Source organism: Burkholderia sp. Leaf177, from assembly GCF_001424345.1.
Classification (GTDB): domain Bacteria; phylum Pseudomonadota; class Gammaproteobacteria; order Burkholderiales; family Burkholderiaceae; genus Caballeronia.
In genome coordinates this window covers 68,200-86,886 of the sequence record NZ_LMPF01000024.1, presented here as the reverse complement: position 1 = coordinate 86,886, position 18,687 = coordinate 68,200, and the positions used below count along the sequence as shown (strand labels likewise).

The 18,687-nt window shown below is 61.1% G+C and carries 14 protein-coding genes; 8 read left to right on the top strand and 6 right to left on the bottom strand.

Going from position 1 to position 18,687, the window contains the following annotated elements; genetic code table 11:
- Nucleotides 1-5 precede the first annotated feature (5 nt).
- From ASG35_RS24825 to ASG35_RS24810, 4 genes are all read right to left on the bottom strand, one after another.
- Nucleotides 6-965: a DUF1839 family protein gene (locus ASG35_RS24825; protein WP_056364615.1), complete on the bottom strand. Its 960-nt coding sequence runs from the start codon at nt 963-965 to the stop codon at nt 6-8.
- Nucleotides 966-1,039: 74 nt separating this feature from the next.
- The gene (locus ASG35_RS24820; RefSeq protein ID WP_056364019.1) at nt 1,040-2,074 is read right to left on the bottom strand and encodes an amino acid--[acyl-carrier-protein] ligase; all 1,035 of its coding nucleotides are present in this window, start codon (nt 2,072-2,074) and stop codon (nt 1,040-1,042) included.
- 3 nt (nt 2,075-2,077) lie between these two features.
- The gene (locus tag ASG35_RS24815) at nt 2,078-3,373 is read right to left on the bottom strand and encodes an acyl-CoA dehydrogenase family protein (RefSeq protein ID WP_056364017.1); all 1,296 of its coding nucleotides are present in this window, start codon (nt 3,371-3,373) and stop codon (nt 2,078-2,080) included.
- Complete coding sequence (locus ASG35_RS24810; protein ID WP_056364015.1) at nt 3,370-3,621, bottom strand: acyl carrier protein; 252 nt, start codon at nt 3,619-3,621, stop codon at nt 3,370-3,372. The genes ASG35_RS24815 and ASG35_RS24810 overlap by 4 nt, the downstream gene beginning before the upstream one ends.
- 335 nt (nt 3,622-3,956) lie before the next feature.
- Here ASG35_RS24810 and ASG35_RS24805 point away from each other — a divergent pair, with 335 nt between their 5' ends.
- From ASG35_RS24805 to ASG35_RS24785, 5 genes are all read left to right on the top strand, one after another.
- The gene (locus tag ASG35_RS24805) at nt 3,957-4,469 is read left to right on the top strand and encodes a GNAT family N-acetyltransferase (RefSeq protein WP_056364011.1); all 513 of its coding nucleotides are present in this window, start codon (nt 3,957-3,959) and stop codon (nt 4,467-4,469) included.
- A gap of 131 nt (nt 4,470-4,600) precedes the next feature.
- Entirely contained in the window at nt 4,601-6,274 is a 1,674-nt protein-coding gene (locus ASG35_RS24800) for an O-antigen ligase family protein (RefSeq protein WP_082508596.1), read from the top strand.
- A gap of 59 nt (nt 6,275-6,333) precedes the next feature.
- A complete protein-coding gene (locus ASG35_RS24795) occupies nt 6,334-7,536 on the top strand; it encodes a glycosyltransferase family 4 protein (RefSeq protein ID WP_056364613.1) in 1,203 nt (400 codons plus the stop codon).
- A 56-nt stretch (nt 7,537-7,592) separates the two neighbouring features.
- A complete protein-coding gene (locus ASG35_RS24790; RefSeq protein ID WP_056364009.1) occupies nt 7,593-8,774 on the top strand; it encodes a glycosyltransferase family 4 protein in 1,182 nt (393 codons plus the stop codon).
- Between the two features lie 94 nt (nt 8,775-8,868).
- The gene (locus ASG35_RS24785) at nt 8,869-9,990 is read left to right on the top strand and encodes a glycosyltransferase family 4 protein (RefSeq protein ID WP_056364007.1); all 1,122 of its coding nucleotides are present in this window, start codon (nt 8,869-8,871) and stop codon (nt 9,988-9,990) included.
- Between the two features lie 1,048 nt (nt 9,991-11,038).
- Here the strand turns inward: ASG35_RS24785 and ASG35_RS24780 are convergent.
- Together ASG35_RS24780 and ASG35_RS24775 are read right to left on the bottom strand one after the other, a co-directional pair.
- Nucleotides 11,039-12,016 carry a glycosyltransferase family 2 protein gene (locus ASG35_RS24780; RefSeq protein WP_056364006.1) on the bottom strand — a complete coding sequence of 326 codons (978 nt, stop codon included), beginning with the start codon at nt 12,014-12,016 and terminating at the stop codon, nt 11,039-11,041.
- On the bottom strand, nt 11,955-12,914 hold the full coding sequence (locus tag ASG35_RS24775) for a glycosyltransferase family 2 protein (protein ID WP_162244440.1): 960 nt from the start codon (nt 12,912-12,914) through the stop codon (nt 11,955-11,957). Before ASG35_RS24775 ends, ASG35_RS24780 begins: the two co-directional genes overlap by 62 nt.
- Before the next feature lie 340 nt (nt 12,915-13,254).
- On the opposite strand from ASG35_RS24775, the gene ASG35_RS24770 reads away from it, so the two are divergent.
- The 3 genes from ASG35_RS24770 to ASG35_RS24760 all read left to right on the top strand — a co-directional run bounded on the left by ASG35_RS24770 (nt 13,255) and on the right by ASG35_RS24760 (nt 18,524).
- A complete protein-coding gene (locus ASG35_RS24770) occupies nt 13,255-15,051 on the top strand; it encodes an alpha/beta hydrolase (protein WP_156393348.1) in 1,797 nt (598 codons plus the stop codon).
- Nucleotides 15,052-15,276: 225 nt separating this feature from the next.
- Nucleotides 15,277-16,737, top strand: a complete 1,461-nt coding sequence (locus ASG35_RS24765; RefSeq protein WP_056364000.1) for a flippase — start codon at nt 15,277-15,279, stop codon at nt 16,735-16,737.
- Nucleotides 16,738-16,961: 224 nt separating this feature from the next.
- Nucleotides 16,962-18,524 (top strand): mannose-1-phosphate guanylyltransferase/mannose-6-phosphate isomerase, encoded by a 1,563-nt coding sequence (locus ASG35_RS24760; RefSeq protein ID WP_442854864.1) that lies wholly within the window; start codon nt 16,962-16,964, stop codon nt 18,522-18,524.
- The last annotated feature ends 163 nt before the right edge of the window (nt 18,525-18,687 follow it).

Below are 18,687 nucleotides of genomic sequence, written 5' to 3'. Positions count from 1 at the left end.
ACCTGTTAGCGAATCAGCGCGGCAAGCGGTCCGATGACTTGATCGTAGGATTCCTCGAGCACATCGAAACACTCGTGGCACGGATCGCGGCGCCCGCGCGTGATTGCGCGCACGAGCCGGAACTGCATGACCATCGATTCCGTCGCGATGCGTTGCGCCGCTGTCGGCATTGCGTCGGGAATCGCGAAACCGCGATCGCGCATCCACACGAGATAACGCGAGAGGAACTCGAAATTCGATCCGAGTTGCCGCATCACGTTGAACGTGTAGAGATGAAAGGCGCTCTCGCCGCGTTCGAACAGCATTTCCAGATGTTCGGGAAACGCTGCACGCCATTGTGTTATTGGATTGCGAGCCGGGCGGCGCTGCAGATGCGCGACCAGCAAATCCGCCGATGCTTCCGCGAGCGCCGTACCGGTCAGCGCCGGCCGTGCGCGTTTGCAGAATTCCACATACGGAAACAGGATCTCCGGGCGATCCGCGAATTCGGGAAGCTGCCGGAACACGCCCTCGTAGTCTTCGCCGTCCAGCACGTAATAACCCGTGTTGTGGAAATAACCGAGCCGGCGCGAACGTGTATCGATGAAATCCACGCCGATAGTCGTCTTCGTATGCTGCTGCCTGTACGACGTCGCGCGTGTATCGGGCAGATAAAACGCGTCGACTTCGGCCAGCACGGTATGCCCGCGCTGGGTTTGCGTACGAACGCGGTCTTCCAGCGAATCGTAGATCGCGAGTTCCTGCACCTGCATGCCGTAAAGCGTGTCGAGGTCTTCGAGGGGAAACTTGAAGAACGTGAACTGGTCTCCCTCGAAGTCCTGCGTGACGGTAAAGGCAAGCGCGGCGCGCGGATCGAGTCCGTAGCCATGCAGCAATTCAATCCACAAGTCGACGTAGCAGTTCGTTTCCGCCCAGACGCGCTCGCCCTGATGCAGCGAGTGCGACTGGTGCTTGCGTACGCGCATATGCGGCGGATGCAGATGCAATACCCGGGCACGTTCGCGATTCGAATCCATCGCGCCGCTTGTGTAGACGGCTGTCATGAAAGTGCCTCGAGCCCGGTGGTGATGCGCGATTGCGTATCGCCCCAGAGGAAATCACGCACTTCCGCCGGCCACGCCTTGACGTCCAGACCGTGATGACGGAAGAGGGCGAGCGTGGTGCGTTCCATGCCAAAACCCACGCATGCCGTATGCGCTACTTCACCGTTCGCCTGGGCGATCTTCCAGATTTCGCCGAAGTGTTCCATGTGATAGTTGAACGACAGGCAGGCGGTCGGCCGGTCCGGCGTTGCAACCGGGATCAGCAATTCGAACTTGAGTTCCTGTGCACGCTGGCTGTCGGCCACGATCTTGCCGCCGCGGCCAAAGAACGGGTCGTTGGCGAGATCGATTTCAAACGGCAAGCCCAGCAGGTTCACGAGCAGCGAACCGCGCTTGATCCACTTCTGGCGGAACGCCATGACTTGCTCGGGGCTGCCGAAACGTACGTATTCGCGCATCCGGAACATCTGCATGCGGCTCGGATCGATAGACGGTTCGTGGCGGAAGCAGTACGCAAACACGTCGACGGTCGCACCGTCTTCGGCCAGCGCGCCGCGCTTGGCGACCACCGGATAGATGGGGTAGCAGGCGGCCGGCGTGAGCACGAGGCGCGTCGGCTTTTGCTGGTCCATCCATTCGTCGGTGCGTTCTTCTTCGCCGACCGACACGGTTTTTTCGAGCGCCGCCAGCAGCCGGTGATGACCGCGGTCGTTGCCCTGGAACGAGTGGATCGAGCCGGCGAGATCGGGGAAGCTTTTCAGGTACTCGCTGTCCTCGAAGTCGTGGCGGCGCATGGCCGGCGGAAAGCGCAGCACTTCGGCTTCCTGATCCGCACCCAGCAGCGAGATGGCGTTGTTCAGGCGATCGATCACATCTTCGAACACGTGGCTGCGTCCATACAGGCCGTCTTCGCCGGTTTCGATCAGGATCCCCGCTTCGATCATGCGCGCGCGCAGCGTCACATCCGAAGCGTTGTAGGTGTTCGTTGCGCTTGCAGCTTCAATGGCCGCGACATCCGTGAGCGTGTTCATGTCCTAGATTCTCCCCGTAGCCGGCGTGCGCTGCGCGAGCAGCAGGTTTGCCGTGTTCAATTGGATGCGATCGTTGCTGATCATCAAGGGCGCGGAAAAAAGATCGCGCAGATGACGCCCGACGCTGTATTCAGTGTTGTTTTTGTATCCTGCCATGCCGCAGATCATCAGCGTTTCCTGCACGACCTCGAGCGCCGCCGATGAAATGCTGAGCTTGAGCGTGTTCATGTCCGATGCCAGGCTCAACGACGCGCCGAGGGGCGTATCGAAGTCGCATGCTTCACGGGCATCGCGCGCCACGCGTTCGGTCGACGCAACGCTGGCGGCATCGAGTGCGTCCTTCAGGCGTGCCTGCATCATCCGCAATTGCGCAACCGCGTTGGCGAGGCGTCCCGCCGAAGGCGGCAGCGCGCCGGGCTTGCCGCGTGCCTGCGCGCGGAAAAACTGATGCGCGCGATTCACGGCGTCGGACGTGATGCCGATCCAGACCGCGGCCCAGAGCGTGTGCGAGACCGGCAACATGGTCTGGTCCGCGATCTGGGCGAACGGCACGGGCAGGATCTGCGCGGCGCGTCCCGTGGCGGTCAGCCGGAAGGCTTCGCTACACGTTCCGCGCATGCCGAGCGAATCCCAGCCGCCGCGCTTTTCCAGCATGAAGCAGTTGCGCGGCGCCACGATCAGCACTTGGTCGGACGGACTTGCGTCGGCGCTGCGGCGCGCAGTGACCAGGATGCAGTCGGCATGCGCGCCGTATGAAATGGTCGGCGCGAGTTTTTCGATGCGAAACGCGCCGTCGGTCAGTTCGACCGCGCAGGCGCTGTTGCGCATGTTGCCGCCAATCGTTTCTTCCGACGTGGCGGAAGCCAGCAGCCATTGTTCATCGATCAGGCGGGCGATCGTCTGGCGAATCCAGGGAACGTCGTTGCCTTGATCGACAAGGCACGCCACCTGGCTTTGATGCATCGCGTAGACCATTGCCGTCGACGAACACGCGTGCCCGAGCGTTTCGCTAATGCGCGCGATTTCGGAAAGCGTGAGGCCGGCGCCGCCGAGTTTCGCCGGCACCATCGCCGACATAAGCCGCTCGCGGCGCATGGCTTCGAACGCTTCAACCGGGAAACGTGCTTCGCGATCGACCGCGGCAGCGTGCTGTGCGGCGACCTGCGCGACACGTCGCGTGGCGGCGAGCCAGAAAGGTTCAGCCGATGCCTGCCGTACCTCTTCCACGATCTGCGCCGCAGTGACTGCAGCGTGGTCGGCGTTCGCTGTCAACACAGCGGCCTGCACCGGGGCGTTCATGCGGCCGCCTGGGCCTGTTGCAGCTCGGTCACCGCTGCAGCGAGTGCATCGATAGACGAAAACAGCCGCCGCGTGAGCATGCGATCGGGAATCTCGATGTTGAACTCGTCTTCCACGGCGAGCATCAGATGAACGGTTGCCAGCGACGACAGCCCCGCTGCATACAGATCGGCGTCGTCAGCGAGTGATTCGGCCGGCACGTCGAGCCGGGCGGATTCGGTAAGGATGCGGCGCAATGCGGATTTCATTTAATAGCCCCCCAAAGAAGCGTCACTAAAGGTGTGTCACCTAAAACCGGCCGCTGCCGTTTCAACTTGGCTCGTTGCGTTACCGGATCGGGTTGGTCTTGCAATCCGTAACGGCACGCTTGTTGTGAAGCCGGGCGGTCATTCCATGTTGCTGGATGCCGGGCTTTTTCTCGCTGCCGTTCCTCATTGCCGGATTGCTCTCCGATGACCGTATTTAACGAATTGACAAGGGGTGGCGTCGGTGCGATGCCGCACGGAAGCTGCGCGGTTGGCGACGTATCGTATGAACATGGAACAAGCCGGTGCTGCCGGCCTCCTCACGACCGGACCGGGACATGAACTGGAAAGCCCTCGACTTCGAGCAGATCACCGCGCGGGAGCTGTATTTGATCCTCCGGGCAAGGAGCGCTGTGTTCGTTGTCGAACAGTCCTGCGTGCATCTGGACCCGGACGGGCGCGACGAAACGTCGGTTCATGTCTTCGCCGTCGAAGACATTTCCCGTTCGATGCCCGTCATTGCTTATGCGCGTTTGCAAGAAGGCGCGGCGGGAAGCGCGGAAGTCCTGGTGGACAAGATCCTGACAAGTCCGCTGCGGCGCTGCGATGGCACCGCGCACGCGCTGATCGAGCGGGTGATCGCGACGGCAGGCGAACGGTGGCCGGGACGCAGTATCCGTTTGCTCGCGCCGGTTGGATTGCGCGGATTTTACGAAGCATTTGGTTTTCGCAAGAACGAAGGACCGTTCGACGAGCGCGGGGTGCGCACGATCGGACTCGTACGCAAAAGCCGGCTGAACCTGGGCGCGGCGAGGACGGCGGGTTGTATCGATGTAGTCGAATTGATCTGACGCCGTAGCAGCACGTTTGATCATGCAGGTGCCCAACGTCGGCATTGGACGTTTCCAAATGACACAGAGGACGCGAGGCTGCGTGCAATGCACGCTCAACCGAGCCGACCTCTACTTTTCAGGATTGCACGATGTCGAGTGTTTCGATCACGAATGTTCGAGACGAGTCGCAGGATGGACACGTCGAGACGTGGAAAACGCCTTGGATGGCGCAGCGCGAGAAGATGGCCGCCGACTCATCGGCGTCCGGTCAGGGCGCGCGCGCCGCGAGCGCCGGCATTTCGCCCGAGGCGAAAAAGCGCGCTGAAGCGGCTCGACGGCGCCGCCTGATGATCGCCCCTGTGGGATTCACGGCGATCACCATTCTGCTCCTGGTGCTGCACCAGGGCCGCTTGCTCGAATTCATTTTTCCCGCCGGCGCACTGATGGTCGCCGCGCTGCTTTTCCGGCGTTCGCCCGCGCATTACCTGTCGTTCGTGCTGTGGCTGTTTTTCCTGACGCCCGAAGTGCGGCGCCTTGCCGACTATTTCAACGGCGCGTTCAGCGATCGCAGCCTCATCATGCTGGCCCCGGTGATGGCCGCTGCAATTTGCGGCGTGAACCTGCTGACCCACTTTCGCGTGCTGATGCAACGGCGGGCAATCCCGCTTACGTTGATCGTGCTCGCCACGCTGTATGGCTATTTCATCGGCATGGTGGGAGCAGGCATTGCGGCCGCGTCGTACGTGCTGATCTCGTGGCTGTTTCCGGTGCTCGTCGGTTTCCATGTGCTGGTCACGTGGCGGCATTACCCCGAATATCATCGTGTCCTGCTCAAGACCTTCGTCTTCGGCGGTTTCGTGATCGCGGCGTATGGCGTGTTCCAGTACGTCAATCCGCCGGCATGGGACGCGTTCTGGCTGCAGAATTCGGGGATGGTCTCCGAAGGCGTCGCCTTGCCGTATTCCATGCGTGTATCGAGCACGATGAACTCGTCGGGTCCGTTCGCGATTGCCATGATGGTCTGCCTGGTGATGACGCTCGCCGCGCGCAACAAGATGGCGATGCTCGCCGGCGGCCTGGCGGTTCCGGCGCTGATCGGCACCATGTCGCGCAGCGTGCTCGGCGGTCTCGGCATCGGTCTGCTGTATCTGTTCATCATGCTCGATGGCCGCAGCCGCCTGCGCCTGGCTGGCGCTATCGCCGCGATCGTGCTGTTGTGTTCGCCAGCGCTGATGGTGGACGAGATCACTGAAAAGGCCACGGCGCGTTTAGAAACGGTCACGCAGCTCGATCAGGACGACAGCTACCAGACGCGTACCGAGATCTACAAACATTTCCTCTCGGAGATGACGACCAACATCGCCGGACAGGGACTCGGCATGACCGGCCTTGGTTCGAAGCTCTCCGGCGACAGTTCGTCGTCGAGCAGCGTCGACTTCGACAGCGGCCTGATGGAAGTGCCTTTCGTTCTGGGCTGGCCGGGCACGCTGCTTTACGTCGCCGGCGTGGCGATGCTGGTGCTGCGTGCATTCGTTGCGAGCTTCGGTCGCAAGAACGATCGCTTTGCCGTGGCCGGCACAGCCGCCGCCTTCGGCATCCTTGCAATGATGGTGTTCCTCAACACGCTCGTGGGCGGAGGCGGGTTGTTCTTTTTTATCGGCGTGATGCTGCCGGTTGCCGGACGGCGCTATGCGCTCGAAATGCAGACGCGCGTCAGTCGACGGATGAAAGCGCAACAGCGCGCCGCCGATGCTGAAACGCTGGCGCCTTCCGGTACCGCCGCCCAGCAAAGCATTGCGTTGCCTTCGCCGCTGGTCCCATGAACGCCATTGTCGAGCGGGCCGATCGCACGGCCGGCCTTTCAGTATCCAACGAGGATCGCATGAACCTGCTTATCGTCACCCATACCGTCGGCAAGAACGACGGACAAGGGCGTGTCAACTACGAGGTCGTGCAAGCGGCGCTCGCTGCGGGCCACTCGGTCACGTTGCTCAGCACGACGGTCGATGAAACCCTGTCCCGTCATCCGCGCATCACCGTCGTGCGGATTGCGCCGAGCCGCGTGCCCACGCGCTTGCTGAAATACCAGGCTTTCGCGTTGCGCGCAGCGGCCTGGATCCGCGCCCATCGCGCCGAATTCGATGTCGTGCAGGTCAATGGTTTTATCGCGTGGACGCGTTCGGATGTCAGCGCCATTCACTTCGTTCACACCGGCTGGTTCAAGAGCGGTTATTACCCGTTTCGCCTGAGCGGCGGCCCGTACGCCGCGTACCAGGTGTTGTTCACGCGGCTGAATTCATGGTGCGAGCGCTGGGCATTCAAGCGCGCCGGCGTGCTCGTGCCGGTATCGGAAAAGGTCGCCACCGAACTGGTCGATCTCGGCATGCCGCGCGACAAGATCCGCGTGATTCACAACGGCGTGGATAACGTCGAGTTCTCTCCAGATCCTTCGCAGACATCGCAGCGCGCGCGTTTCAAGCTTCCCGAAACGCCGTTCATGCTGCTTTTTGCCGGCGATATACGCACGGGCCGCAAGAACATCGATACCGTGCTTCGCGCCATGGTCACGTGCTCGCCGAGCGTTCATCTGACGGTCGCGGCCGGTACGGAAAAGAGTCCTTATCCGGCGATGGCCGCGGAACTCGGGATTGCCGACCGCGTGCATTTCGTGGGCATGATCCGCGACATGCCGGCGCTGATGCGTTGCGCCGATGCCTTCGTTTTTCCATCGCGTTATGAAGCGATGAGCCTCGTCATGCTCGAAGCACTGGCATCGGGTTTGCCGGTGATCACCGTGCATACATCGGGCGGCGCGGAAGTCATCACGCCCGAGTGCGGCGTGGTGCTGGACGATCCGGACGATGAACGTCCCCTCGCCGACGCCATCACGCGGCTCGCATCCGACCCGGTGCGCACGCGCGACATGGGCCATGCGGCGCAGGCGCTCGCCGCGACGTTGTCCTGGCAGACCATGGCGGCACGGTATCTCGCGCTGTTCGAAGAGATCGCCGCGAACCGCAAGATTGGCAAAAAAGCAAACCACAATACGCGGTCGCACCGCGAGACTGTTTCGGTGAAAACATGAGCACGGTATTGAAATCCACGATGATCCCGGGGGCAACTCCAAGTGTCAAAGCACCTATGAACCAGGCCTCGAAAGACACGTCCGGCGAGCGCAAGATCGACTCGCTGCAAATTGGCATGAACTGGTTCGACGAGCGTCCCGGCGGTCTCGACCGCATGGTGACCGCGCTGATCCAGTCGCTGCCGGCGCAAGGTGTATCGGTTCGCGGGCTGGTCGCGGGCACGAAGAACGTGCATGCCTCCACGAATGGCGTGGTGACGCCGTTCGCCGAAGCCGACGCGCCGCTGTTGAAGCGCCTGCGTGCCGTGCGCCGTTCGGCTACGGAAATGCGCGATGCACGTAAGCCCGACGTGGTGGCGGCGCACTTTGCGCTGTACGCGGCGCCGGTGCTCGGCAAGTTCAAGCGCGTGCCGAAGGTGATCCACTTCCACGGGCCATGGGGCGATGAATCGGCCCACGGTGCGCGTGGCCAGGCAAGCGCGGGCGCACGCCGGGCGCTGGAGCGGCATGTGTATCAGCAAGGGGACCGGCACATCGTGTTGTCCCAGGCGTTCGGCAACGTCTTGCAAAAGCAATACGGCGTGAAGGCGGACACGATCCGCATCGTGCCCGGTTGCGTGGATGTGAATCACTTCAGCACCGGCGTCGATCAGCATGCGGCACGTAACGCGCTCGGACTGCCGCAGGATCGTCCCATCTTGTTTTGCGTGCGCCGGCTGGTCTCGCGCATGGGCCTGGAAGATCTTATCGATGCGATGTTCATCGTGCGACAGTCCGTTCCAGACGTACTCCTGACTATTGCCGGGAAAGGTCCGCTGATGGCCGCGTTGCAGGCGAGGATCGATCATCGCGGGCTTTCGCAACATGTGCGTCTCGCTGGTTTTGTCGCCGATGAAGCGCTGCCGCTCTGGTATCGCGCCGCGAACGTGTCGGTTGTGCCGACGGTCGCGCTGGAAGGATTTGGACTGACGACCATTGAATCGCTTGCGAGCGGCACGCCCGTAATCGTGACGCCGGTCGGCGGTTTGCCGGAAGCCGTGGCGCCGCTGAGTCCAGACCTCGTACTCGAAGCCGGCGGTTTCCAGGCCTTGGGCGCGGGGTTGAGCGGCGCGTTGCTCGGCCGCAGGACGTTGCCAACGGAGGAGGCGTGCCGTGCTTATGCGCGCGCCCACTTCGACCTGCCGGTGATTGCGGCGCAGACGGCAGCGGTTTACCGGGAAGCAATCGACTCGTATTGATGTTGCGCGCCGTTCGGCGCGTGACGATAGCCAGCAAGAAGAAAGAAGGGCCCCGGCGCCCCAGGCGCCGTCCAACCTCGAAGCAAAACTAGTCATGAAAATCGTTCACCTGGCCACACATGCGCAATGCAACGGCAATGGCACCGTCAATGCAATGATCGATCTCGCCTGTACGCAGGCGCGTAACGGACACGATGTTGCCGTTGCGTCATCGGGCGGAAGTTACGAGTCGTTGCTGCGTCGTCATGGCGTGACGCACGTGCTGCTTCAGCAGTCGCGCCAGCCGTGGCGCGTGCCTGCGATGATCGCGGGATTTGGCCGGTTGATCGAGCGCTTCAATCCCGATGTGGTTCATGCGCACATGATGACCGGCGCGTTGATATCGCGTTTTGGCAGCATGCGCCGGCGCTTCGCGCTGGTCACGACCATACATCAGGATATTCAGAAAAGTGCGTCGCTGATGCGTTTTGGCGATCGGGTGATCGTGGTAAGTCACGCGGTGGGCGACGTCATGCTGGAGCGCGGCGTTTCAGCTGGAATCCTGAGTGTGGTTCCAAGCGGAACGGTTGGATCGCCGCGTTATCACGGCCGGCCGTCGCCGCGACCGCTCGATCTGCAGCGTCCTGCCGTGGTGTGTGTTTCCTCGATGTTCGAGCGCAACGGCATTGCGGATATCCTGCATGCGTTTGCGCTCGTACGCCACACGCACGATGCACAGCTTTATCTCGTGGGTGACGGACCCGACCGCGGGTTGATGGAAGTTTTGGCTGAAGAACTTGGGATTGCGAACTATGTGACGTTCACGGGTTTTGTGGCTGATCCGCGGGCTTATCTTGCATCCGCCGATGTTTTTGTGTTTGCGCCGCACCAGGCGCCGGGGCCGTTGGTGTTGAGTGAAGCGCGCGAGGCGGGTTGTGCGATTGTCGCGACCCGGGTCGGGGGTGTTCCTGAGATGCTCGAGAAGGGTGCGGGGGTGTTGGTGGAGCCGGAGGAGCCGCGGCAATTGGCGGCGAAGATTGGCTGGTTGTTGATGGATTCGCCGGTGCGGGCGCAGTATAAGGAGCGGGCGAGCCGCGATATGGAGAGGTTTTCGGTGCAGCGCGTTTGCGCGGATCATTTGGGGGTCTATCAACGCGCGATAGATGAGCGCAAGGTACAGGGGATTCGGGAGGGGAGGGAAGGGAGGGTCGCTGGCGCTCGGGAGGGGGTGATGTAGATGGGGCGGGGGTGTGCTTTTTGGGTTTTTGCGCGTTACGGGTTGGCTGTTTTCTTTATCACTGTTGGCCACTGTGCGTGGCGGCACTTTCTTTCGCAAGGTTTAACGCTGGCGCTCGGGCAGTTGCTTTGTAGCGGTCGGGGTTGATGCTGGGTTGGTGCTGCTTAGGTCTTCGTGGGTTCTGTCTTAGCTGTTCTCTTTATCACCGTTAGCCACTGTGCGTGGCGGCACTTCATTTCTTTTTCCAACGGCGAAAAAGAAACGAAGCAAAGAAAACGCCTCTCAACCGCTAATTCTTAAGTGTCCACAGCGTGCAGCGACAACTGCTTGGCACGCAAGAAGCACCCTCAGCGCATAACCCCTTCCTGTTGAAATCCTCCCCCTCCGTTCACGGATACCCACACGCTTCGCCACGAGTGTGGGAATCCACTAACTAGGCCTCCGCGCTGCGCGCGCTAGCGCCCAAACGGGACAAGCCGCAGAACTGGCAGCGAAGCTTGTAGTTCAAGATGCTTTGGCCTGTTATAGGCTTAATCCAATGTTATGTGTATGCCAGGTTTCCGTATCAACGGATTCCGACACTGGTGGCGAAGCGTGTGGGTATGTGTTGACGGAGGGGGAGGGTTTCAGCGGGACGTGGTTATGCGCTAAAGGTGCTTCTTGCGTGCCATAAAGCTCTCGCTGCACGCTGTGGACACTTAAGAATTAGCGGTTGGAAGGCGTTTTCTTTGCTTCGTTTCTTTGTCGCCGTTGGACAAAGAAATGAAGTCCCGCCNTGTGGACACTTAAGAATTAGCGGTTGGAAGGCGTTTTCTTTGCTTCGTTTCTTTGTCGCCGTTGGACAAAGAAATGAAGTCCCGCCACGGACAGTGGCTAACAGTGCTAAAGAAATCAGCTAAGACAGAACCCGCGAAGTCCCAAGCAGTACCAACCCAGCACAAACCCCGACCAACTACAAAAAAACCGCCCGAGCGCCAGCGTCAAAACCCGAACAAGAAACCCGCGAAGACCTAAGCAACAACCCGCCATCAACCCTGTCCAACACCCGTCACCCCGCAAACTCCCCCTGCGCATTCCTCAACCTGCGCTGCGCAAAATCCCTCTTCGCAATGGCGGCCCCACTCCGAGCCGCGCGCCAGCGCTGCAATGCCGTTCCCTCGCCATGAACCACCCGGGCCCGCGCCAGATTGACCCACCCCAGACATGCGCCATGTCCCACCGCCATCAACCACATCAAAGCAACCCGCCGGCGCACGCCGCGATATTCATCGCGTATGACCAGATGCAAATTGTATGACTCGTTCTCGATAGCAACCCAGCTCCGGCTGCCACGCACCGCGCGAGCATCTTCATCGAAACGTTGCGCCGGATAGTGATCCACTTCCACCGCCGGATCGTAGACAAGCCGCCAGCCCGCACGCCGCACGGCCGAAGCAAACGCCATGTCGTTATTGACCTGGGCACCGGTCCCGCGCAAACGCGTATCGAAGCGAATGGCCTTCCCGCGAATCGCGCTCACCCTATAACTCATGTTCGCGCCCTTGAGGAAATCGACGTCGCGCGCCGCGCCCACACCCAGATGATGATTGCCGATCGCGCGGCCCGGAAACTGCCAGCGGCCAACTTCCGGCTCGGACGCATCGAGGGTCGCGCCATGCTCATGCACCCAATCCCGTCCGCCCACGCCACCCACATCGGGCGCGCTCGCGAAATGCGCTTCAATGCGCTTGAGCCAAGCCGGACGCGGTGCGGCGTCGTCGTCGGTAATGGCAACGATGTCGCCAGTGACGGCATCGAGTCCCGCGTTCAACGCAGCAACCTGACCGCCCTGCGAAACTTCGACCTTCACGAGCGGCAAACGGGCACGCGACTTTTCGATGGCAAGCCACGCCTGCGTTTCTTCATCGGCTCCACGGCACACGACCAAAACTTCGTCGGGCGCGCGCTGTTGACGCGCGAGCGCGTCAAGGCAGCGGGCGAGATCCGAGGTTCGACGATAAGTGGGTACGAGTACGGTTATTTTCATTTTGGAGAGCCAGTCCTTCCGGGGTGTATCGACGAATGTAGCCAAGTGCGAGCGAGGCAGTGCGCATGCTGCGCGAGAAGCCCTTCAGGCCATGCGACCGCACGTTGTGCAGTACGTTGTGGGCGATGGCGAGCGTAAGGAACACGGCCGCTTTTGCGCGCTTGCGTTCAAACCATTTATAGCGCTTGTGCGTTACATAAACCCGCGACGCTTCGGTAAACGAGCTGTAGTACTCGCGGTTCACCACGGACGGGTAATGGAAATTGAAGGCTTCCGGCAACGAGCGGACCGCGCATTTCCCCTGCAACGTGGCGCGCATCATGATGTCGACTTCGTCGTAACCGTAGACCAGGTGTTCGTCGAAACGGATCACCTTGAAAAGCCACGCGGGAAACACCGTGCTGTTGATCACCACCGTGTCCTGGAAATCGCCGGCGCGATACACACGCGACTGATAACCGAAAAACGTGGTGCCATTGGCGAATATCTTCACACCGTGATTCAGTTCGTAGCCCGTAATAATCAGTTTTTCCGGATGCTGACCGCCATTTTGAAGCGACTGTGCCATGCGCGCTAGGAAGTCGGGAGACAGGGCGGCATCGTCGTCGATAAACGCCACGTGTGTGCCCGTGACAGCCTCGAGCGCGCTGTTGCGGTTGGCGCCGAGCCCCTTGCGCGGTCCTTCCAGAAACACGACCTGTGGAAACTCGGAGGTCACCATGGCGCGAGTGTGCGGTTCCTTGCTGTCGTCCGAGACGATGATCTGGTGCGCTGGATACGTCGACGCTTCAACCGAGCGCAGCGCCCGAGCGAGGTCTTCAGGACGGTCGCGCGTGCAGATGCAGACCGAGAAACTCGGCGCGGCAGGCTGACTGGATTCGTGAGATAGGCTGGCCATGTGTTTCCCCGGCGTATTTTTGTCGTTGTGCCGCGCTTGCACGGCGTGGCGTGATGCGCTATTTGACTTGCCGCAGAAATATGCGTCTGTGGGACATCGAACATCGGACGGCGCAACGTTGTCCATTCACAGCAAGTTCGGACGAATGTGGCGGGAAAATAAGGGCCGGGTCGGGAGTGTGTGTGCAGGCGCACTGAATCAATGTCTTACAAATCGTGTAATACGCACACAACTTAATAACGACGCTCTTTCCGGGCGCAATGCCGAGATGAAGCCTGTAATTTTCGACGAATGCTTTGGCTGGCTACACGAGGGTGCGTCATCCGCTAAGCGAGGGGTCGTGCTGTGTCAGCCATTTGGCCGCGAAGCAATGTGGGTCCACAAGGGCTGGCGCGTGCTGGCCGAAAACCTGGCCGCCGCTGGATCACCGACGCTGCGTTTCGACTATGCCGGCACGGGCGATTCAGCCGGTGAATCCGAGGATTTCGGCGAAGGCAAGGAACAACTGGAGCGCTGGCTGCAAAGCATCCGGGCGGCCGTTGCGTTCCTGAAGCAAACCACTGGCGTAACGGAAGTCGCGTTGTGCGGATTGCGCCTGGGCGCCACGCTGGCGGCCATGGTCGCCGCCGACGAGGACATCAGCGAGCTGGTGCTGCTTGCGCCCGTCTCGTCGGGCCGCCAGTATTTGCGCGAGCTCCGGTTGCTGCAACAGAACTGGCTCGAGACGGGCGGGATCTATGTGGAAGCGACGCCCGCCGATGTCGGGTACGCGGAAGCCGTAGGGCATCGGCTGGTGGTATCGAGCGTGGCAGTGTTGAGCAAATTCGACCTGTTGCGCGACGCGCATCTTGCCGAACGTCCTCCGCGCCGTTTGCTCGTGCTCGATTCCTACGATCCGGTGCGTGCCAAAAAACTGGTCGATGCCTGCTCTGCCGCCGGTGCCGACGCGTCGTTCGACCGGTTCGACGAATGCAGCGCGTTCATGCAGGAATCCGGCGTGACGGAAACGCCGCACGCAGCCATTGCGCGCATCGTGGAATGGCTCGGCACGCCGTCTGTCGCCGCCGCGTCTGTCGCGAAAGATATTCCGGCGGCCTTGCTGATTGATGACGGCGTGCGCGAAACCCCTGTCATTTTCGATAACGGCCGCCTCTTCGGCATTCTGTGCGAGCCGATCGCAACCACGGCATCGCGCCGCTCGGTCATTTTCGTGAACCCGGGCGCAACACATCGAATTGGCGATGCACGCATTTCCGTGACGCTGGCGCGCAGGCTGGCGCGCGAAGGCACGACTTCACTTCGCTTCGACGTCGGTGCGCTCGGCGACAGCGCGACGCCCGTCGACGAACGTCCCGTCTCGATGCTGTTCATGCGCAGAAGCTGCGACGACGTGGCTGCCGCCGCCGCTTTTCTTGCCGCGCGAGGCCTGGACGACGTGTCGTGTTTCGGCGTCTGCTCGGGCGCCTATTTGTGCTTGCATGCGGCCACGGTCAGCCCTTATATCCGGTCGCTGACGCTTGTGAATACGCCGAAATTCAACTCGCCGGAAGATCCGTTCCCGCTGGTTGGAAACGAAAACCGGCCACGTACGGCGACCAGCACGTTCATCCGTTCGTTCGTGAACGCGCACAAATGGAAGCGTGTTTTGCGCGGCCAGCGAGACGTTGCGCCTATCGCCCGCGAACTCGTGCGGCGCATGGGCACGCGTTTCTCGGCAAGCGTGGCGTATCTCGCGGAGCGTACGGTCGGCGTGAATTCGGTCGGCTCGCGCGTGCGTGCAATGGTGCGTGGTCTGGGTGAGCGCGGCGTCAAGGTGCGGTTCATTTATGGAAACGCCGACGTCGGCCTCGAAGAGTTCGCCGTGTTTTTTGGCGCGGGCGGTCGCCGGATGCGCAATTGGCGCAATGTCGAAACGAAGCATTGCGAGACGCTCGATCACGCGTGTTTTTCTTATCCGGCGCGTGAGCAACTCATGGCGTCGTTCGCCGAATTCGTGCGCGACGAGCCGCCCCGGTCCGGCCGCGAACGCCGGCGTTCACGCATCCGCTCGTTCCTGCGATCGTTCAATGCACCCGTGGAACGCACCAAGGATCGGCACGCGGAAGTGCTCGAGCCGCGCCAGGCGCAGAGAATGTAACGAATTGCAATCCGGGGCGCGATGCGTTCGTATTCGCACAGACCCCGGGGCGTGAGGGTTTTACCCTAGCAGTCAATTGTCTGATGTTCCAGTTCTTCATGTGAGAGGGCCTGGAACGTTGATTCACGCACTACGCAGCGCGTTTCGCGCGCGCATCACCGCAAGCTTGCTCGCGGTCCCCGGGTTCATCCTGTGTGATTTCGTTGTAAATCGGTCCGTCGCTCAATGGAAAAAAATCTTCTCAAGAACATCGCGATCAACTTCGCCGGGCTCATCCTGCCCGTGTTCGTCTCGCTTGCGACGGTGCCGGCCTATATCCACGGCATGGGCATTGAACGGTATGGCGTGATCAACCTCGTGTGGGCGTTGATCGGCTACTTCAGTGTGCTCGACCTCGGCATTTCGATGGCGACCGAAAATCACATTGCCAAGGCGCGCGACGCAAACGATGGCAGCATCCAGCGGATTTTCTGGAGCGCGTTCTTCCTGAATCTGGCAACGGGTTTCGCGGGCGCGGTGTTGATCTGGTTCGGCGCTTACCTCTATGTGGTGCATATCGCGACCATCGCGCCGGCTTTCCAGCGCGAAGTGTTGCAGGCGCTGCCCTGGATCGCGATTGCCGTGCCCATTGCCAATGTGTCGTGGGTATTCAGCGGCGCTATTGGCGGCATGGAGAAGTTCGCGCTTTACAACACCAATCAGACCATCGGCACGTTCCTGTTCCAGCTTCTGCCGCTGGCCGCCTTGTTCATGATCTCGCCTTCGCTGGCGGTCGTCGTGCCGGCCGCGGTGGTCGCGCGGTTTCTTGCAGCGCTGCTGCTCGGCTACGGCACATTCCGGGCGCTGGGCATTACCGGCATATCGAAACCCGAATGGCCGCTGATTCGCGAACTCTTCAACTATGGCCGATGGCTGCTGCTGTTTTCAGGCGCCAACATGATCGCAACCACGCTCGACCGTGTGGTGATCGGGTCGATGCTGGGCGCTAAATCGGTTGCGTATTACGCCACGCCGCAGAATCTCGTCACGCGCCTGAACCTGCTGCCGAGCGCCATGTTGCGCACGTTGTTTCCGCGCTTTTCCGCCTCGGGGAGCGAACACGCCGATGCACTTTCGCATCAGGCGCTGGCGTTTCTCAATTGCGCGTTCACGCCTTGCGTGGTCGTGGCGCTGTTTGCGCTGGCACCATTTTTGAATGTATGGCTCGGTCACGAAATGGCCGTGCAGTCGGCGCCTGTCGGACGGGTGCTTGTGATTGGCGTGTGGCTTGCAGGACAGTCGAGCATCATAAGCGTACTGATCCAGGCAAAGGCAAATCCGGCGCATGTGGCGCGGGTCGGCTGGATCGGCTTGCCGGTTTTCGCGCTGGTCCTGTGGCTGGGTATTCGCTGGTATGGCCTTTTGGGCGCAGGTGTCGCCGTAGTCGCGAAAACTTTCTTCGACTATGCAGCGTTCCTCTACTTTTCGAAACTCAAGCCGCAGCCCATCGTGCGCAACATGGCGGGGCATCTGTTGTTCCTCGTCGCTGCAACCCTGTGCGCGGATTACATGGATTCGCTGAGCAGCATGGCGGCTATCGGCGTGGCGCTGGTCGTGGGCAACCTCGGATGGTCGTACTGCGAGTCGAGCGAATTGCGCGAAGTGGTAGCGCGGTTGCGGCAACGCTTGCTGCCGAGCGCGGGGTGATCCGACCTGCGGCAACGTCATGGGGTCTTGCATCGAAAACATCGCAAGGCTGGTTGGTTAAACGCCGATGACGTAACAGCATGCGGGCGTTCGCGCGCGCACAGAACTAAAAAGATTTGCCTGTTTAAATGACGCATCAATCGATGCGTGTGTTCCGCGCGTCCGCACCTGTTCGACGCGTTCAGCCCCCAATCCGCTTCAACGCATCAGGAGTCACCGTGGACGTGTCCAGTCATCCCCTTGCGAGCGCTGCCCTGGAAAGTGCAGCCCGCGTGCGCGTGCAACCTGTCATTCTGGCAGGCGGTTCAGGTACACGTCTCTGGCCCTTGTCCAGACAGCAGTTTCCGAAGCAACTGATCGAGCTCATGGGTTCGGAGTCGCTTCTCGAAGCCACGCTTCGTCGTCTGGACGGTCTCGGTACTTCCGCGCGAGACGAACACGCCATTCAGTTCGATACCTCCGGCGAACTCATCGTCGTGTGCGGATCGGAACACAAATTGCTCACGGCACAACAGATCGAGCGTAATGGCCGCCACGCGCGCATCGTGCTCGAACCGTGTGCGCGTAACACGGCGCCCGCGCTCACGCTCGCTGCGTGGGCGGCTCTTGCCGCCGTTCCCGATGTCGATCCCGTCATTGTCGCCATGCCCGCCGATCACGCGGTCGCCGATCTCGACGCGTTCCAGCGCACCATCGCGACCGCGATCGAACATGCGGCAGGCGGCGCGCTCGTGACGCTTGGCATCGTGCCGGACAAGATCGAAACAGGGTACGGATATATCAAGGCGGGCGCCGCGATCCAGGGTTCCGGCAATAACCCAGTCGAAGCTTACGCGCTCGAACGTTTTGTCGAAAAGCCGCGGCGCGAGATTGCGGAGCAATACCTTGCATCGGGCGAATATCTCTGGAACAGCGGCATTTTCGTGTGCCGCGCGTCCGTGTGGCTTGCAGCGATCGAGCACTTTCAACCCGCGATCCACGCTGCTTGCATCGCGGCGTTCGAACGCGGGCTGCATCAGGATGGCTTCACGCAACTCGATGTTGCCGCGTTCGAAGCATGTCCTTCGGACTCCATCGATTTTGCCGTGATGGAACGCATTGCGCACGAGCCGGGATTCACGGGCGTGGTCGTTCCGCTTGCAGCCGGCTGGTCCGATGTCGGCGCCTGGGACGCAGTCTGGGACATGTCGGAAAAAGATGAAGACGGCAACGTTGCGCGCGGCCGCGTGATCTTCGAAGGGTCGGAAGACAGCTTCGCGCATTCCGACGGACGGCTCGTCGCATGCGTGGGCGTGAGCGGCGTGGTCGTGGTCGAAACGGCCGATGCGATTCTGGTGGCATCGAAGGATCGCGTGCAGGAAGTGAAAGCGATGGTTGGCCGGCTGAAAGCCGCGAAAGGCGCCGAGGCGCATGACCATCGCAAGGTGCAGCGTCCGTGGGGCTTCTACGATTCAATCGATCAGGGCGAGCGTTTCCAGGTGAAGCGGATTGTGGTGCAACCGGGTGAGCGGCTCTCGCTGCAGATGCATCATCACCGCGCGGAGCACTGGATCGTCGTATGCGGCACGGCACTTGTTACACGAGGCGAAGAGACGTTCCTCGTGACGGAAAACCAGTCGACTTACATTCCGCTTGGCACGACGCATCGGCTGGAAAATCCCGGCAAGACACCGCTGGAAATGATCGAAGTGCAATCGGGTACTTATTTGGGCGAAGACGACATCGTTCGTTTCGACGATCAGTACGGACGCGTCGCGGACAAGAAGAAACGCAAGACGGATGCATGACCCGGGCAGCAAATTGCAAAGAAGCACGAGCAAAGGCAACAGCGGAACACGAAGTACTTAATACAGCGGTTGCGAACGCAGCGCCGCGAACGCATCAGCAAAGGGATAACCCTTGAGAGGGACATTCCGACTGGCGTTCGCGGTATTGAACACGCAATTTATC

Excerpts from the sequence above, each read along its gene's own strand:
- ASG35_RS24825 (WP_056364615.1), bottom strand. The coding sequence starts at position 965 with ATGCGCGTACGCAAGCACCAGTCGCACTCGCTGCATCAGGGCGAGCGC.
- ASG35_RS24820 (WP_056364019.1), bottom strand. The coding sequence starts at position 2,074 with ATGAACACGCTCACGGATGTCGCGGCCATTGAAGCTGCAAGCGCAACG.
- ASG35_RS24815 (WP_056364017.1), bottom strand. The coding sequence starts at position 3,373 with ATGAACGCCCCGGTGCAGGCCGCTGTGTTGACAGCGAACGCCGACCAC.
- ASG35_RS24810 (WP_056364015.1), bottom strand. The coding sequence starts at position 3,621 with ATGAAATCCGCATTGCGCCGCATCCTTACCGAATCCGCCCGGCTCGAC.
- ASG35_RS24805 (WP_056364011.1), top strand. The coding sequence starts at position 3,957 with ATGAACTGGAAAGCCCTCGACTTCGAGCAGATCACCGCGCGGGAGCTG.
- ASG35_RS24800 (WP_082508596.1), top strand. The coding sequence starts at position 4,601 with ATGTCGAGTGTTTCGATCACGAATGTTCGAGACGAGTCGCAGGATGGA.
- ASG35_RS24795 (WP_056364613.1), top strand. The coding sequence starts at position 6,334 with ATGAACCTGCTTATCGTCACCCATACCGTCGGCAAGAACGACGGACAA.
- ASG35_RS24790 (WP_056364009.1), top strand. The coding sequence starts at position 7,593 with ATGAACCAGGCCTCGAAAGACACGTCCGGCGAGCGCAAGATCGACTCG.
- ASG35_RS24785 (WP_056364007.1), top strand. The coding sequence starts at position 8,869 with ATGAAAATCGTTCACCTGGCCACACATGCGCAATGCAACGGCAATGGC.
- ASG35_RS24780 (WP_056364006.1), bottom strand. The coding sequence starts at position 12,016 with ATGAAAATAACCGTACTCGTACCCACTTATCGTCGAACCTCGGATCTC.
- ASG35_RS24775 (WP_162244440.1), bottom strand. The coding sequence starts at position 12,914 with ATGGCCAGCCTATCTCACGAATCCAGTCAGCCTGCCGCGCCGAGTTTC.
- ASG35_RS24765 (WP_056364000.1), top strand. The coding sequence starts at position 15,277 with ATGGAAAAAAATCTTCTCAAGAACATCGCGATCAACTTCGCCGGGCTC.